Raw genomic sequence first — 16,703 nt, 5'->3', positions numbered from 1 at the left:
CATCGGGCGAGCAATCGACGGGGATCGAGCAGATCAATCGCGCCGTCGTGCAGATGGAATCCGTGACCCAGCAAAACGCCGCACTCGTGGAAGAGGCCGCGGCGGCGGCCGCCTCGCTCGAGGAGCAGGCAGCCCAACTCGATGCGGCCGTTGCGGCGTTCCACGTCGAGGCGCGCTCGCTGGCGAAGGGCTCGCATGCCACCGCACCGCGGCAGGCGCATGCGTCGCTCGCTGGGCATCCGGCGCTGGCAAGCTGAGCATCGATTGGCCGGTCCGGCCAATCGATGCGAGCGCCTCAGTCGCCGAAACGATAATCGTCGGCGCTCGCTCGTCGCGTGAGCCGCCGAAACGCGAACGTGAAGCCGGGCCACAGCGTCGTATTCCGGCCGCGCTTCGATAGGTACCAGCTTCGGCAGCCGCTCATCCAAACGGTGCCGCGAAACGCGTCCTGAATCCGCGCGTTATAGGCCTGCTGCGCCTCCTCGCGCACTTCCATGGTCCGTGCGCCGCGCCGGCACAGCGTGCGCAAGCAGCGCGCGATGTAGGCGATGTGCGACTCGATCATGTAGACCATCGAGTTGTGGCCCAACCCGGTATTCGGGCCGATCATCATGAAGAAGTTCGGAAACCCGGCGATGCTCGTGCCGAGGTACGCATAAGGCCCATCGGCGCGCCACAGCGCATCGAGTTCGGCACCGCGCGCGCCGACGATCGGGAACGGCGCTCCCGCATCGGCGACCTGAAAGCCGGTGCCGCAGACAATGGCATCGACCGGCCAGTGACGGCCGTCTTCGGTCACGAGTCCGTCGGCGACCATTTCGCGTATGGGTACGGTGACGATGTCGACGTTCGGTTGCGTGAGCGCCGGGTAGTAGTCGCTCGATAAGAGGACGCGTTTGCAGCCGAGCAGATAGTTGGGCGTCAGTTTGGCGCGCAGTGCCGGGTCTTTCACGCGCCGTTCGAGATAGCTCGCGGCAAAGCGCATCGGCGCCTGCATCCACTTGGGATGGACGAGGAAGGCGAGGGCGCGCGCCTCATGGCGCCAGTAAATCGACCAGCGCGCGAGGCGCTGCGCCAGCGGAAACCAGCGGAAGGCGCGCTGTGCAAATCGGCCGATCGGCCGGTCGGGCCGCGGCATGATCCACGGCGGCGTGCGTTGGAATACGGCGAGCCGCGCCGCGCGTCGCTGAAGATGCGGGATGAACTGGACCGCGCTCGCGCCCGTCCCGATGACGGCCACCGTCTTGCCTTCGAGCGGATAGGCATGATCCCAGCGCGCAGAATGAAATAGGGCGCCCCGAAAGCGCTCGATGCCTACGATGTCGGGCAAGGCGGGTCGCGAGAGCGGTCCGTTCGCCGCGATGACGATGTCGGCTTCGACCGTTTCGTAGGTGGGGTGCGGGGGCTGTTTCGTGGTCGGCCGGGATGGTTCGCCGCCGTTCGACTGTCCGTTCGCGCCCTTGGTCCCGTCCGAGGCGCCCGATGTCGTTGCGATGTCCAAGCGCCAGACGCGCGCCTCGTCGTCGAAGCGCGCCTTGACCACGCGCGCGTTGCATCGGATCGACGGCTCGATGCCGTGATCGCGTGCGCAGCGTTTCAAGTAGTCGAGGATCTCGCGCTGCGACCCGAACGTGCGCGACCAAGACGGATTGGGTGCGAACGAAAACGAGTACAGATGCGAGGGAATGTCGCAGGCGGCGCCGGGATAATCGTTGTCGCGCCAGGTGCCGCCGATCTCGGCAGCGGCTTCGTAGACGGTTAGCTCAGCCACGCCCATTTGCCGAAGCCGGATCGCCATCCCGATTCCAGCGAACCCGCTGCCGACGATGGCTACCCGCAGCGCGATCTTGCTCGAACGCGTCACGCTCGGTTGTCTCAGTTATCGTTCCATCCGCCGGAATCGTCGCTGCCGAAGTCGACACCCCCGTCGTTTCCGCCGCCGTCGTTCCAGTCGTTGGAGCCCTGGCCGAAATCGACGCCGCCATCGTTGCCGCGTTCGGCGGCGCGGCGGCGCGCTTCGTCGTCGTCGATATACACGTCGCGCTCGATCACGCGATCGCGTCCATGGGATAGCGCCTCGCCGAGCAAGACGCCGGTGAGCAGCCCCCCCATTCCGCCACCGCCTTGCTGGACGACGATCGGCGGTTGCTGCTGCGCCGGATAGGGCTGCTGCGTGCCGTAGGGCGCTTGTTGCTGCTGCAGCCGCTCGGCTTCCTGCGCATAGGCCGACTGGCCGGTGCCCGGCGCTTGCGCGTTCGGATCGGGCCGGCCTTCGGCGCGAGCGCGCAGGCTCTCGAGCTGACGCGCGAGATCGTCGAGCTGATAGGCGGGCACGGGGTTGCCGTTGTTCGACAACGCTTCGACCAGCGTACGGAGCTGATTTTCCACGCCTTCGACTTCGCCGGCGAGCGTTTCATGCCCTGGCGTGCTCGACAGGCGCGCGTCGAGTTTGAGCGAGCGGGCCGCGTTGAGCAATTCGGTTGCGCGTTTCAGTTGTGCGCGGCGTTCTTCGTCGGCGCGGCCATCCTCGTTCGAGCGTGCGCGGCGCAGCGTCCAACGCAAAATCAAGACGATGGCGACGATCAGAATGACCAGACCGATCCACATGCCGATCGAGGGACCGTGGTGTTTCGGGGCGGGCGCGGACGGCAACGCTTGGGCGAACGGATTCGCGGCGCTGTGAGCCGTCGGCGCGGGTGCGGCGCTCGTGCGTCCCGCGGCCGCACGAATGCGCGATTCGACCTGAGCGAAACGGCCGGGGCTCGCGAAGCGGATTTTCGGGTCGAGCGCCTTGGCCTGTTCGACTTGCGCGAGCGCATCGGCGTAGCGGCCTTCCTTCTCGAGCACTTGCCCGTACAAGTAGTGGGCATGGGCACTATTCGGGTGCGCGGCGAGCACCTGCGAGAGGTCGGTGTCGGCCTGTTGCCAATTGCCTTGCGCCATCGCCTGTTCGACTTGGCTGACGTTCGGCACGGCAAAAGCCGCGCCCGACGCGAACAGCAGAGCGGCCCCCAAGGCTGCGAGGAATGTCTTCATTGAGCGAACCGGGCGAGCAGCGCCCGTCTCCATAACCATCGACCTGTTCTAGCGCGCGCCTGGTGCGGCGCGCGCCTCGCTCGGCGTTACTGCGCCGGCGTATTCGTATCCATCTGCTTTTTCAGCGCCGCCAGGCGATCCTCGACCGACGGACCGCGGTCGAGCGCCGCGAGCTTGTCTTCGAGCGCCTTGCCCGAGGACGTATCGGCGGAGTTCAGGCGGGCGTCGGAGCGTGCGTTCGACAGGGCGACTTTATCCTCGAGCTTGCGGAAGTCTTCGGACAAATTCTTGCCGCCGATGCCGCCCAGGGCAGTGGCCGCGACGTCCTTGGCTTGGGCGATCTCTTGTTTGGCTTGGAGGATGTTCGAGCGCGCGTTCAGATCGTTGCGGCGCTGGCGCATATCGGCGATCTGGCTCTTGAGCTGATCGACCGACGGCTCGAGGGTGGCGAGTTCCTTCGCGAGCGCGTCGCGCTCGGTTTCCGCATTCGCTTGCGCGGCCAGCGCTTCGCGCGCGAGCCCTTCGTCGCCCGACTGCAGCGCGCGCTTGGCACCGTCTTCGTACTTCTTCGCCTTTTCGGCGGCCGCGTCGCGCTTGCTTTGCTGCGTGGCGACCTGCGCCTCGATTTCGATCAGCGCGTTTTCGGCCTTCGCGATGCTGTCGTCGAGCTCGCGCACGATTTGGCGTGCATCGCGCGAGGGGTCCTGCACGGAATCCGCCGCGTCGTTGAGCAAGCCTTTGACCGTACGCGAAATAGAGTCGAATAGCGACATGAAAATCCTCCGTGAATTGAAATCGGCGCCGAGTGCTGCTGCGTGCGGCCGTCGATGCCTACATGCTACGCCGCATGGCACCCGGCAGCGCGGCGCGCCTGCCGAATGTCGGGGCGTGCAACGCGATTGCAAGGGTTGCGTCATGAATCGCATCCCAATTTTTGCCGCCCGCGGATAGTACATCAGCGTATCGTTAAAAGCCGCTTAAACCGAACCTGGCGGTTCGGAACCGAGCAGGCGGCCAACCAGCGCTTGCGTCTCGGGATCCGGGACGTCCTTCATTGGCGCGGCGTCTTGCGCCACGAGCGCCCGCGCGACGGCCGCGGCCACGGGCAGTACGGTGTCGTTGTCCACGGCCGCCGTCTCGGCAGGGGCAGGGCGAACGGCTTCGCCGCGCGCCGGCGCGGCGCGAGCGGGCAAGGGCATCCCGCGTTCGTGCCCGTGCTGTCCCGCTTGCGCGAGACGCCGCAGCGGATCGGTCGCGCTGGCCTCGCTGGCGGCGCCCAGGCGATCGATCAGCCCCGCGGCGCGGACCTCTTGGCCGGTATCGTCGAAGGCGAGGACGGCGCGGCGGACGAGTTCGCTGACGCTAATGCCCATCCGGGCGGCACGGGCCGCGAGCACCCGTTTTTGCGCGGGCGTGACGAAGACGACGAGGCGTTCGCTGCTGGCTGCGTTCATGATCGGTTCGCTGTCGTAGTGGGCGCCGAGCGCCTCGGGAATCGGAGCGGCAAAGACTTCTCCATCATAGAGCGAGATGCGCTGCCTCAAAATGATGTCGGCAGCGAATTGCGTGCCGGTTCAACGACTTGCTGGCGTTTTATGCAGCTTGTCCACAGGTCTTTCAACATTTTTTGTTGATAACTTCCGGCTATCGGGCGAATATGCCGCTCATCGTCAATTCTTACAAAAAAATTCCGATACGCCCCCGGCGATTTCATTAAAATGCGGCGTTGGCCCGGGCTCGGCGGTTCGCTGCCGAACACGGCCAACCACACGATTACTACGAGTTGCGCGGCGAATCCCGCCCGCGCGAATAAGGCGCTGAGAGCCGCGCCATTCATGCCGTCATGCCTATCATCAAAAGACCGCCTTCCGCCGACCGTCCGGCCGACGACCGAGATTCTCCCCGTTCCGCTCCCGCCGATCGCCGCCGCCGCTCCCTCGGCGCACGCATCGCCCTGACGTTCGCCGGCCTGGTGGCCACGCTGGCTGTCGTCGGCGGATTGATCGTCGGCTATGCGCTGATCGTCATGGCGCCGCAATTGCCTTCGCTGGACGCACTGACCGATTACCGCCCGAAAGTCCCGCTGCGGGTGTATACGGCCGATCACGTGCTGATCGGCGAATTCGGCGAGGAGCGGCGCAGTCTCGTGCGCTTCCAGGACATCCCGGACATCATGAAGAAGGCGGTGCTCGCGATCGAGGACTATCGCTTCTACGAGCATGGCGGTGTCGATTTCATCGGGATTTTGCGTGCGGGCACGACCGATCTGATGCACGGCGGCGCGTCGCAGGGCGCGAGTACGATCACGATGCAGGTGGCGCGCAACTTCTTCCTCTCGAGCGAGAAAACATACACGCGCAAGCTCTACGAGATGATGCTCGCGTACAAGATCGAACGCGCGCTCACGAAGGATCAAATTCTCGAGCTGTACATGAACCAGATCTATCTGGGCGAGCGGGCGTACGGCTTCGCGGCGGCCGCGCGCGTGTACTTCGGCAAGGATTTGAAGGACATCACGGTGGCGCAAGCGGCGATGCTCGCGGGCCTGCCCAAGGCGCCCTCGGCGTACAACCCGATCGTCAACCCGAAGCGCGCGAAGATCCGGCAGGAATACATTCTGAAGCGGATGCTCGAACTCGGCTATATCACGCAGCCGCAATACGATGAAGCCGTGAAGGAGCCGATTCGCACGAAGGCGGCGGGCAACGAATACAGCGTGCATGCCGAGTACGTCGCCGAAATGGTGCGGCAAATGATGTACGCGCAGTACAAGGACGAAACCTACACGAAAGGCCTGACCGTCACGACGACGATCGATTCGGCCGATCAGGATGCCGCCTACCACGCCGTTCGCAAGGGCGTGATGGATTACGAGCGGCGCCACGGCTATCGCGGGCCGGAAGGCTTTGTCGAATTGCCCGCGGCCGGCGACGACCGCGACGAAGCGATCGATGACGCCCTGGCCGATCACCCCGACGACGGCGAACTCGTTGCCGGCGTCGTGACCGATGCGAGCCCCAAGCAAGTCACGGTACAGTTCGTCGACGGCGGCACGGCGAAGGTGACCGGCGACGGCCTGCGTTTCGCGGCGTTTGCGCTCGGCCCGCGCGCCTCGCAAGCGCAGCGCATCCGCCCGGGCTCGATCGTGCGCGTCATGCCGGACGCCAAGGGCAATTGGCAAATCACGCAATTGCCGCAGGTCGAAGGCGCGCTCGTTTCGCTTTCGCCGCAAGACGGCGCCGTGCGCGCGCTGGTGGGCGGCTTCGATTTCAACAAGAACAAGTTCAACCACGTCACGCAGGCGTGGCGGCAGCCGGGCTCGAGCTTCAAGCCGTTCATCTACTCGGCGGCGATCGACAAGGGGCTTGCTCCGGCCACGATCATCGACGATGCACCGCTGTATTTCCCGCCCAGTTCGCCGGGCGGTCAGCCGTGGGAGCCGAAGGACGACGATCACCCCGAAGGGCCGATGTCGATGCGCGTCGCGCTCGAAAAATCGAAGAACCTCGTGTCGATCCGGATTCTGTCCTACGTCGGCACCAAGTTCGCGCAAGACTATGTGACGCAGCGTTTCGGTTTCGATGCCGACAAGACGCCGCCGTACTTGCCGATGGCGCTCGGCGCCGGTCTCGTCACGCCGCTGCAATCGGCGGTGGCGTATTCGGTCTTCGCCAACGGCGGCTACCGCGTCAATCCGTACTTGATCGCCGAAGTCGACGATGCACACGGCCAGCCGATTTCGAAGGCGCAGCCGATCGTCGCGGGCCGCGATGCACCGCGCTCGATCAGTGCCGGCAACGCCTACCTCATGAACAGCCTGTTGCACTCGGTGGCGACCTCGGGTACGGGGGCGGGCACCAATGTGCTGCATCGCACCGATCTCGCCGGCAAGACCGGGACGACGAACGACGCCAAGGACGGCTGGTTCGCGGGCTATCAGCCGACGCTCGTGGCGGTGGCTTGGATGGGCTACGATCAGCCCAAGAGCCTCGGCAGCCGCGAATTCGGTGCGCAGCTCGCGCTGCCGATTTGGGTCGACTATATGGGCCGTGCACTGCGCGGCGTGCCCGATCAGCCGATGCCGATGCCGCAGGATGTGGCGACGATCAACGGCGAGCTTTATTTGGCCGACAAGGTGCCGGGTAACGGATTCGTCGCGAGCATCGGCATGGAAGGCGCGGCGCTTGCCGGGGCCGCCAGCGATGCGAGCGCTGCCGTCGGCTCGATCGGTCCGGCGGGTCTCGCCACGCCGCCGGCGCCGCCGCCCGACGTGACGCAGCAGGAGCAGAAGCAGATTCTCAATCTGTTCCAGGATAACCACCCGTAGCGGGAGATTGCATCCGGGCGCCGCTTGCCTACGTATGTCGGACTGAATGCTTCACGCGTGAAAACGGAGGAGCCGATGGACGAGAACACGATGGACGGCCCCGCCAAGCTGCACGAGGGCGGCGCGGGAAGGGGCGGCATCGCCGGCCAAGTGGTGCTCGTGCTGCAAGGCGGCGGGGCACTGGGCGCGTACCAGGCGGGCGTCTATCAGGCGCTCCATGACGCGGGCATCGAGCCCGACTGGGTGATCGGCACGTCGATCGGTGCCGTCAACGGCGCCATCATTGCCGGCAATCCGCCCGAGACTCGCCTCGCTCGGCTCGACGCCTTTTGGTCGCGTGTGGCCGCGGCGGGCGGTGTCACCGCCGGATGGCTGCCGGCGTTCGACGAATGGTGGCGCCGCACATCGATTTTCCTGCAAGGCATTCCCGCGTTTTTCGCGCCATCCCCGTTCGCATGGTGGGCGTTGAATACGCCGCTCGGGCGCGAGCATGCGGCGTTCTATTCGACGCAACCGTTGCGGGACACGCTGCGCACGCTCGTCGATTTCGACTACCTCAATACGTGCCGCGTCAGGTTGACCGTCGGGGCGGTACAGGTCGAGCAAGCTCGGATGAGCTACTTCACGAATCGAGACGGGCCGTTGAGCGTCGAGCACGTGATGGCTTCGGCCGCGTTTCCTCCAGGCTTTCCCTCCGTGCAGCTCGACGGTGAATCGTATTGGGATGGCGGCATCTACTCGAATACGCCGCTCGAGGCCGTGCTGGACGATCGGCCGCGGCGCAGCTCAGTCATCTTCGCCGTGCAGCTTTGGCCAACGAACGGGCGCGAGCCCGAATCGATCGTGCAAGCGCTCGTGCGGCAACGCGACATTCAATATTCGAGCCGGTCGCAGAGCCATCTCGAACGTCAGCGGCAGATTCATCGATTGCGTCACGTCATCCGCGAACTCGAGCAATACATCGCGGAACCGATGCGCGAGACGCCGGCCGTGCGAGATTTGCTGGCCTGGGGCTGCGGCACGACCATGCAGGTCATCGAACTCGACGCGCCGAGTTTCGGCGAAGACGATCTGCACAAGGACATCGATTTTTCGCCGGGCGGGATCGAGCGTCGCCGCACCGCCGGCTACGACGATACGCGCCGGATGCTCGCGCGCGCCCCCTGGCAAGAGACGATGGATCCGATGGAAGGCATCGCCGTGCATCGCGCGGCGCCGGGCGGTTGAGGGCGGCAAGCAGCCTTTTGCGAACCGCCGCTTGGACGCGCTCCGCCGCTTCGACGCACGCCTGTGACGCGAACGAAGCGCGGCAGAAAAATCGTTGTGCGTACAACCGCTTAGCGTGGCCGCCCCAAGCTTATCAACAGGTTTGTTAACAGAATCTGGGGATAACCTTGGGCCGCGCGCCTATTGCTCGTACGCACCGATATCGATATTCGTGCCCTGCACGCGGGCATTGCCGGCATAGTCCGCGGTGCCCACCACCGACGCACCGAGGTTGATCCCCGCACCGACCGCAGGCGAACCCGTCGCCACATGGAAATCCGGCGTTGTCAGGCTCGTATACAGCGGGTTCGCGAACTTCGAATGTTTGTCGTTCGCGGAACTCGTGACATAAGCCGGGAAACCCGTGATCGAGAGCCCCTTCCAGGTCCAGGTGCTCGCCGATGCGCCGTCCGCCGCGTAGTACAGGTTGTAGTCGGCGCTGACGCCCGAGGAACTCGTATAGCCGTTGATGAACAGATCCTGCGCACCGGCATAGACGATGTTGTTCTTGAAGACATTATTCGTCGAGTAGTACTGAATCTGAAATTCGCCCGAACCCGTGTTCTGCGTATCGTTGCTATAGAGCGAATTGTTCACGAAATTGCAGTGATCCGTGCCGCCGCGGCTCGAATCGTATCCGCCGATCGTGATGCCCGCGACATTGTTCGCGTAGATGAGGTTGCTGCGGACATTCACGTAGCTGCTGAGCTTATTGGCGTGCTCGCTGGCGACTTCCACGCCGAAGTCGCTGTTATGAACCGCGTTGCGTTCGATGATGACTTGCGTGCAACCGTCGCAATAGATGGCATCGGCACCGAACGTATTGCCGTAAGCGGGATTGCCGTACGCGGTGATGTTGTAGACGGTGTTGCCGCTGATCGTACCGTTGCGGGCCTGGTCGGTCGCAGCGCTCGAAGACACGCCTTCGAATCCGATCGCATCGATGCCGATATTGTTGTTGTCGTGGATGACGTTGTTCGTGATCGACCAGTATTGGACGTTGCCGTCGAGGGCGAGCGATTCGCTGGCGCCGAGCGTCAGGTGATCCAACGTGTTGCCGTCGATCGTCAAGTTGGCGATGGCGTTCGTCGCATTGGTCCCATACACCCCCAGCCCGAGGGCGTTGGCGTTGCTGCTGTTCGCGATGTTGGCGATGTTGTGGATGTGGTTGCTCAGAATCTGAATGTTGTTGCTGGCGCCGCTGATCCAGATACCGACGGGCGCTTGCGACGTACTCGACGCGACGTAATTGCGAATCTCCAGGCCGACGATCTTGATGTAGCTGCGATCGACGATGTTCACGAGGCCGTGGTTCCCGGAGGTGGGCACGACGAGGCCGGTCCCATCCAAGATCGCGGTTTCGCCCGGATAGCTCTGAAACGCGATGTAGCCGCCCGAGGCCGAGCCGGACACGTTGAGGGTCACGGACTCGTTGTAAATGCCGCCGCGGATGTACACGGTATCGCCCGCGTTCGCTTTGTTGGCCGCGTATTGAATCGTTCGCCAAGGCGACGCGCTGGTGCCCGGGTTGGCGTTGTTGCCGCTTGTCGAGACATAGTGGGCGGTTGCGGCCAAGGTTGCGGTCGCGCTGCTGGACTGGTTGCTGGCATTGCTGCCGGCGGCGGCGGTGGTGGCGGTGCTGCCGCTCGAACCGTCGGCCGTCGGACCGCCCCCGCCGCAGGCGCTCAAGGACAGGGCGAGAACCATGAAAGCAAACGTGAAGAGTCGCATCGACATAGTGGTTCTTCTTGGTGTATGGGGGGCTGCCGCATGGCGGCAAACGTTTGCTACCGCGTACGATTGTCGGGGATTGCGGACTATTTTGTAAGGGGGGGTTACACGGTGTTGTCAAACGCCGTCGTCAAACGCGAACGGGTTCGATCTGCGCGGCGAACGTATCGGGATCGGTATTCGAGCCGCACAGCAAGATGCCTACACGCTTGCCTTGCAGCGTCTCGCGCAGCGGCCCGAGGAGCGCTGCGAGCGGGGCCGCGCAAGCCGGTTCGACGGCGATCTTCAAGCGCGTGAACAACTCGAGCATCGCACGGCGCAGCGCATCGTCGGAGACGGTCACGATCCGGTCGATGTGACGGCGGCACAGCTCGTAGCTGTATTGCTCGGTGTGGGGCGCCGCGAGCGAATCCGCGATCGTGTTCATCGCCCCCATCTTGATCGTGTGGTTCGCGGCAAAGCTCTTGCTCATTGCGTCGGCGCCTTCCGGCTCGACACCATAGACATGCACGCGCGCATTGGCGAGCCGCAATGCCGTGGACACACCGGCCGCCAGCCCGCCGCCGCCGATCGCCACCACCACGGCGTCGAGGTCGGGCGTTTGCGTCGCCCACTCGTAGCCGAGCGTGGCCGTGCCGAGCACCGTCCGATAGCCATTGAACGGATGCACGAAGAAGCGGCCTTCTTCCGCCTCGATCCGGCGAACCTGCTCGAATGCTTGCGAGAGGGTATCGGCAAAAACCACCTCGGCGCGGTATTGCCGGCACAGCGCCAGCCGGGCGGGGCTTGTCGTACGCGGGACGACCACCTTCGCGCTGACGCCGAGCCGCATCGCCGCATACGCGACGGCCGCCGCGTGATTGCCGCCCGAGACGCACGTCACCCCGACGCTGCGTTGCCCCGCATCGAGCGCGAGCAAGTTCGAGAAGGCGCCGCGCACCTTGAAGCTGCCGCTCGCCTGCAACAGTTCGAACTTGAAGTTGACCGACGTGCCTTCGAGCGAGGGGAGATCGTGCCGCTCGAACACGGGCGTGCGCGCGACCCAGGGCGTCAGCGCGAAGTGCTGCGAGGCGATCGCATCGAGCGACGGAATCGGTTCTGCGTCGATCGTGCGGGCGGGGGGATGCGGCATAGCGGTGGGCTTGGCTCGATGCACGTCGTTAAAAAAGGCGGCGCACTACCCGTGTGCGCCGACCGACATACTGTGAATGAACTTGCGCAGGAACGCTTCGCAAGCCGACAGCTGCGCCAGCTCGACGTATTCGTTGGGCTTGTGCGCCTGCTCGATGTCGCCCGGGCCGCAGACGATGCTCGGCACGCCGGCGCGCGCGAACAACCCGGCTTCGGTGCCGTACGCCACCTTGCGCGTGTCGCGATTGCCCGTCAGCGCCCGCACGAGTGCCGTAATCGCGGCTTGTTCGGACGCATCGAGCCCCGGCGCGGCGGCGATCTTCGTAAATTCGATCGCCGCATCGGGGTGTTCCCGGCGCATTTGCGGCAGCAGCGTTTCGTGCGCATAACGTTCGATGCGCGCGAAGATCGCTTCGGGATCGAGTGTCGGCAGATTTCGGAATTCGAACGCGAAGCGGCACTCGGCCGGCACCGTGTTGATCGCGTTGCCGCCTTCGATCGTGCTCGTTTGAGCCGTCGTGAACGGAACGTCGTAGTGCTCGTCGAACGGGCCGTCGCGACGCATCGCATCGGCCAGATCGCGAATGTGGCAGACGAGGCGGGCCGCGTACTCGATGGCGTTGAGCCCCTTGGGCGTCAGCGAAGAGTGCGCGGCGTGGCCGCGCACGCAGCAGCGGTACGCATTGATGCCTTTGTGCGCCACGATGGGACGCATGCTCGTCGGCTCGCCGACAATGCAGCCGTCCGGCTTCACGCCGCGCTGTAATAGGTCGGCGATCATGTAGGGCGCGCCGGCGCAGCCGATCTCCTCGTCGAACGAGAGCGCGAGGTGGATCGGCTTGGCCAGCTTGGCGGCCTGCATCTGCGGCACGAGCGCGAGCGCCGTGCCGATGAAGCCTTTCATATCGCAGGTGCCGCGCCCGTAGAGGCGTGAGTCGCGCACCTCAGGCTTGAACGGATCGCTATCCCAGCGCTGGCCGTCGACGGGCACCACGTCCGTATGGCCCGACAGCACCACGCCGCCGACCGTCGTGCCGTCATGAGCGGGGACGGTGGCGAATAGATTCGCCCATTGCCCCCGGTCGTCGTGCGTCAGCGTCGACACGATGCCTTGCGCCGCCAGCGCATCGCGCACCATCTCGATGAGACCGAGATTGGGAACGCGGCTCGTGGTATCGATCGAAACGAGCCGTTCGACCCAGGACAGACCGACCGGGGCAGGCGAAGCAGCGGAAGCGGGAAGGGCCGAAGCCGGCTGGGACGGGCAAGAAGGGGGGGGAAGCGGTGCTGTTTCAGCAGCCTGCGACATGACGAAGCTCCAGCCTTTGAGTGGCTCCGATCATACCGAAAAAATGGGCAAGGGCCCAGGCAATGGCGCGCCTGCACGCTTGTGCAGTGCGCCATTGCAAGCGCTTGGACCGCGATTGCGCGGGACGCAGCGGCTATTGCGCAGGACGCGGCCGCTATTGCGCCGCGCCAAAATACGTCTAGGCTGCGCCCCCGATCCGGCCGCCCACGAACTCAACGCGCGCCGGCACCGACGCCTTGCCGAGCCGGCGCGCCTAGCGCGCGCAACGATTCCTTTACGGTCGCCAGGCGTACCGACAGGTCGGGGCTGCGCGTTTCGATCCGCAGCTTGTCCTGCCCCGCCAGCTTGATGTGCTTGTGCTTTTGCACCATTTCGATGATACGCATCGCGTCGATCGGCGGGTTCGGCACGAATTGCAGACTAATCGCCGCGTCCCCAGCATCGATCTTCGAAATGCCGAGCGGTTTCGCCGCCAGCCGCAGCCGGTGCGTTTCGACGAGCGCGTGCGCCTGCGGCGGCAGTTTGCCGAAGCGGTCGATCAGCTCTTCTTGGATGTCGTCGATCGAATCGCTCGTCTCGCAACTGGCTAGCCGCTTGTAGATCGACAGCCGCTCTTGCACGTCGCCGCAATAGTCGGCCGGCAAAATGGCCGGCGCGTGCAGATTGATTTCGGTCGTCGCGGCAAGCGGTGCCGTCAGATCGGGCTCTTGCCCGTTCTTCAGCGCTTTCACGGCATCGGCCAACATGTCCGAATAGAGCTGGAAGCCGATCTCGTGGATTTCGCCCGATTGCTTGTCGCCGAGCACTTCGCCCGTGCCGCGAATTTCGAGATCGTGCATCGCGAGGTAAAAGCCCGAGCCCAGTTCCTCCATTTGCTGAATCGCTTCGAGCCGGCGTTGAGCCTGCTTCGTGAGGCCCTGCGGATCGTGCACGAGCAGGTACGCATAGGCTTGGTGGTGCGAGCGGCCTACGCGTCCGCGTAACTGGTGTAGCTGAGCCAGGCCGAACTTGTCGGCACGGTGAATGATGATCGTGTTCGAACTCGGCACGTCGATGCCGGTCTCGATGATGGTCGTGCAAAGCAGGACGTTGGCGCGCTGAGCGACGAAGTCGCGCATGACGCGCTCGAGTTCTCGCTCGTGCATCTGGCCATGGGCGACGGCGATGCGCGCCTCGGGTACCAGCGCTTCCAGCATGGCGCGGCGGTTCTCGATCGTCTCGACCTCGTTGTGCAGGAAGTACACCTGGCCGCCGCGCTTCAGTTCGCGCAGCATCGCCTCGCGGATGACGCCGTCTTCTTCGCGGCGCACGAACGTTTTAATGGCCAGCCGCTTTTGCGGCGCGGTCGCAATGACCGAAAAATCGCGCAGGCCTTCGAGCGCCATGCCGAGCGTGCGGGGAATCGGCGTAGCAGTGAGCGTCAAGACGTCGACTTCCGCGCGCAGCGCCTTGAGCGCTTCTTTCTGGCGCACGCCGAAACGGTGCTCTTCGTCGATGATGACGAGGCCGAGGCGCTTGAAACGCACGTCCGACGAGAGCAGCTTGTGCGTGCCGATGACGATGTCCACCGTGCCTTCGTTGATCTGCGCGACCGCGGCGTTCACTTCCTTGGTCGACTTGAACCGCGAGAGTTCCGCAATGCGCACGGGCCAATCGGCGAAGCGGTCGGTGAAGGTCTGCGTATGCTGTTCGGCCAGCAGCGTGGTGGGCGAGAGCAGCGCAACTTGCTTGCCGGCCATCACGGCGATGAACGCGGCGCGCAGCGCGACCTCGGTCTTGCCGAAGCCGACGTCGCCGCACACGAGCCGGTCCATCGGCCGGCCCGCGGTCATGTCGCCGATCACCGATGCGATGGCCGCGGCCTGGTCGGGTGTCTCCTCGAAGCCGAAGCTTTCGGCGAATTTCGCGTAATCGCGCGGCTCGAGCTTGAATGCGTGGCCCTCGCGCGCCGCCCGGCGGGCATACAGGTTCAGCAGCTCCGCGGCGGTATCGCGAATCTGCTGCGCCGCCTTGCGTTTTGCCTTTTCCCATTGCCCGGAGCCGAGCGCATGGAGCGGGGCGCTGTCGGGATCGGCGCCGCTGTAGCGAGAAATCACGTGCAGTTGCGCGACCGGCACGTAGAGTTTGCTGTCGGCCGCATATTCGAGATGCAAGAACTCGGTTTCGCCTTCGCCGAGATCCATCGTGACAAGGCCCATATAGCGGCCGATGCCATGCTGGGCGTGAACGACGGGATCGCCGACCTTGAGTTCGGAAAGGTCGCGCACCATCGAATCGACGCTGCTCGCCTGTTCTTGACGGCGGCGGCCGGCGCGGCGTGCGAGGGCGCCGTAGAGTTCGGTTTCGGTGACGATCGCCAGGCCTTCCACCGGCAGCCAGAAACCGCTCGTCAGCGGCGCGACGCCGAGCGTGAAGCGCGCGTCGCCGGTCAGCCAATCGGCGAAACTATCGATGCCTTCGGGGCGCAGGCCGTGTTCGGCGAACAGTTGCGCGATCGTTTCGCGGCGCCCCGCCGATTCGGCCGCGACGAGCACGCGCCGCTCGCCGCTTTCGATATAGCGGCGCAGCGCCAGGACCGGATCGTCGGCGTGGCGATCGATCGCGAGCGAGGGCAGCGCTGTGGCCCACGCGCCGCCCCCGTTCGCCGGCAAGACGAGCCGCGCGAACGGCTTGGCGAGCGTGTAGAAATCGTCGTCGGACAAAAATAGGCGCTGCGGCTCCAGGATCGGCCGTTCGCGGTCGTGAGACAAGAAGCTGTAGCGCTGCTTCGTATCGGTCGTGAAGCGGCGGATCGCGCCGTCGAGATCGCCGACGAAGGTGAGGTGGGTGTCTTCGGGCAGATAGTGGAACAACGTAGCCGTCTCGTCGAAGAAGAGCGGCAGGTAGTACTCGATGCCGGCGGCCGGCACGCCATTGCCGATGTCCTTATAGATCGACGAACGGCTCGGATCGCCCTCGAACACTTCGCGCCAGCGGCTGCGAAAGGCGGTGCGCGAGGCTTCGTCGAACGGAAACTCGCGCCCGGGCAGCAGGCGCACGTCGCGCACGGGGTAAAGGCTGCGCTGGGTGTCGGGGTCGAACGCGCGAATGGAATCGACTTGATCGTCGAACAAATCGATCCGATACGGCAGCGGCGAACCCATCGGAAACAGATCGATCAGGGAGCCGCGCACGCAGTATTCGCCGGGCCGCACGACTTGGCTCACGTGCTCGTAACCCGCTAGCGTGAGCTGCGCCTTGAGCTTGCTTTCGTCGAGCCGTTCGCCTTGCGCGAACGAGAACGTGTAGGCGGCCAGGAACGCGGCCGGCGGCATCCGGTACAGCGCGGTCGTGGCCGGCACGAGCAGGATGTCGCAGCGGCCTTCGCCGAGGTCGTGCAGCGTGGCGAGCCGTTCCGAGACGAGGTCTTGGTGCGGCGAGAACGTGTCGTAGGGCAGCGTTTCCCAGTCCGGCAGCAGGCGCACGCGGGCATTCGGCGCGAACCAGGGGATTTCTTGGGCGAGACGCTGGGCGTCGACCGCACTGGCGCAGACGACCGCCGCGAGCGGCGCCTTCCCCGGCTGGGCTTGTGCGCGTGCTGCTTCGCTGTAGCGCGCGATCAGCAGGGCATCGGACGAGCCGTGGGTGCCGTCGAACGCGTAGCGTTGACCGGCTTTGACGAGTGCGAGCGGCAGACTGGACGATGCGGACGTGGTGTCGAATGGCGGCATGACGAAGGGCGGGCAGCCTAGCTGGTGAGCGTGGCGAAAGAGGGCTGCGGCGGCGCGGCGACGCTCTTTCGAGCGCCGGGCGTCGCATCGAAGACGAATGCGGTGCCCGGAGCAAAGCGCCTATTATAAAATCCGTCGTCCATTTTTGACTGGCGGCCCGTACGGCCGACTCCGATTTCGTGACTTCACGCTT

The 16,703-nt window shown here is 65.0% G+C and carries 11 protein-coding genes and 1 pseudogene; 3 read left to right on the top strand and 9 right to left on the bottom strand.

All coding sequences use genetic code 11. From position 1 onward, the window contains the following. Positions 1 to 257 (top strand): annotated as a pseudogene (locus ACTHN9_RS24985) (methyl-accepting chemotaxis protein); the annotation flags it as partial. Positions 258 to 295: 38 nt separating this feature from the next. On the opposite strand, the gene ACTHN9_RS24980 reads toward ACTHN9_RS24985, so the two are convergent. The 5 genes from ACTHN9_RS24980 to ACTHN9_RS24960 all read right to left on the bottom strand — a co-directional run bounded on the left by ACTHN9_RS24980 (position 296) and on the right by ACTHN9_RS24960 (position 4,873). Beyond that, positions 296 to 1,864: a flavin-containing monooxygenase gene (locus ACTHN9_RS24980; protein ID WP_440539500.1), complete on the bottom strand. Its 1,569-nt coding sequence runs from the start codon at positions 1,862 to 1,864 to the stop codon at positions 296 to 298. A gap of 11 nt (positions 1,865 to 1,875) precedes the next feature. After that, positions 1,876 to 3,036, bottom strand: coding sequence for a tetratricopeptide repeat protein (locus tag ACTHN9_RS24975; protein ID WP_440539499.1), 1,161 nt, complete (start codon positions 3,034 to 3,036; stop codon positions 1,876 to 1,878). A gap of 86 nt (positions 3,037 to 3,122) precedes the next feature. Continuing rightward, complete coding sequence (locus tag ACTHN9_RS24970) at positions 3,123 to 3,809, bottom strand: PspA/IM30 family protein (protein WP_440539498.1); 687 nt, start codon at positions 3,807 to 3,809, stop codon at positions 3,123 to 3,125. Between the two features lie 204 nt (positions 3,810 to 4,013). Further along, on the bottom strand, positions 4,014 to 4,490 hold the full coding sequence (locus tag ACTHN9_RS24965; protein ID WP_440539497.1) for a hypothetical protein: 477 nt from the start codon (positions 4,488 to 4,490) through the stop codon (positions 4,014 to 4,016). An 86-nt stretch (positions 4,491 to 4,576) separates the two neighbouring features. Then, the gene (locus ACTHN9_RS24960; protein WP_440539496.1) at positions 4,577 to 4,873 is read right to left on the bottom strand and encodes a hypothetical protein; all 297 of its coding nucleotides are present in this window, start codon (positions 4,871 to 4,873) and stop codon (positions 4,577 to 4,579) included. Between the two features lie 6 nt (positions 4,874 to 4,879). On the opposite strand from ACTHN9_RS24960, the gene ACTHN9_RS24955 reads away from it, so the two are divergent. Both ACTHN9_RS24955 and ACTHN9_RS24950 read left to right on the top strand, forming a co-directional pair. After that, complete coding sequence (locus ACTHN9_RS24955; RefSeq protein ID WP_440539495.1) at positions 4,880 to 7,363, top strand: penicillin-binding protein 1A; 2,484 nt, start codon at positions 4,880 to 4,882, stop codon at positions 7,361 to 7,363. 90 nt (positions 7,364 to 7,453) lie between these two features. Further along, a complete protein-coding gene (locus ACTHN9_RS24950; RefSeq protein WP_440539501.1) occupies positions 7,454 to 8,590 on the top strand; it encodes a patatin-like phospholipase family protein in 1,137 nt (378 codons plus the stop codon). A gap of 180 nt (positions 8,591 to 8,770) precedes the next feature. Here the strand turns inward: ACTHN9_RS24950 and ACTHN9_RS24945 are convergent, their stop codons facing one another. The 4 genes from ACTHN9_RS24945 to mfd form a co-directional block, all read right to left on the bottom strand. Then, positions 8,771 to 10,366, bottom strand: coding sequence for a choice-of-anchor Q domain-containing protein (locus tag ACTHN9_RS24945; protein WP_440539494.1), 1,596 nt, complete (start codon positions 10,364 to 10,366; stop codon positions 8,771 to 8,773). A gap of 124 nt (positions 10,367 to 10,490) precedes the next feature. Next, positions 10,491 to 11,492: a pyridoxal-phosphate dependent enzyme gene (locus ACTHN9_RS24940; protein ID WP_440539493.1), complete on the bottom strand. Its 1,002-nt coding sequence runs from the start codon at positions 11,490 to 11,492 to the stop codon at positions 10,491 to 10,493. 45 nt (positions 11,493 to 11,537) lie between these two features. Next, on the bottom strand, positions 11,538 to 12,800 hold the full coding sequence (gene argE / locus ACTHN9_RS24935) for an acetylornithine deacetylase (RefSeq protein ID WP_440539492.1): 1,263 nt from the start codon (positions 12,798 to 12,800) through the stop codon (positions 11,538 to 11,540). Positions 12,801 to 13,012: 212 nt separating this feature from the next. Further along, positions 13,013 to 16,510, bottom strand: coding sequence for a transcription-repair coupling factor (mfd, locus tag ACTHN9_RS24930; protein WP_440539491.1), 3,498 nt, complete (start codon positions 16,508 to 16,510; stop codon positions 13,013 to 13,015). Positions 16,511 to 16,703: the final 193 nt, after the last annotated feature.

The organism is Trinickia sp., from assembly GCF_051953405.1.
In the GTDB taxonomy this organism is placed as follows: domain Bacteria; phylum Pseudomonadota; class Gammaproteobacteria; order Burkholderiales; family Burkholderiaceae; genus Trinickia.
This window is presented reverse-complemented; position numbering and strand designations above follow the sequence as displayed.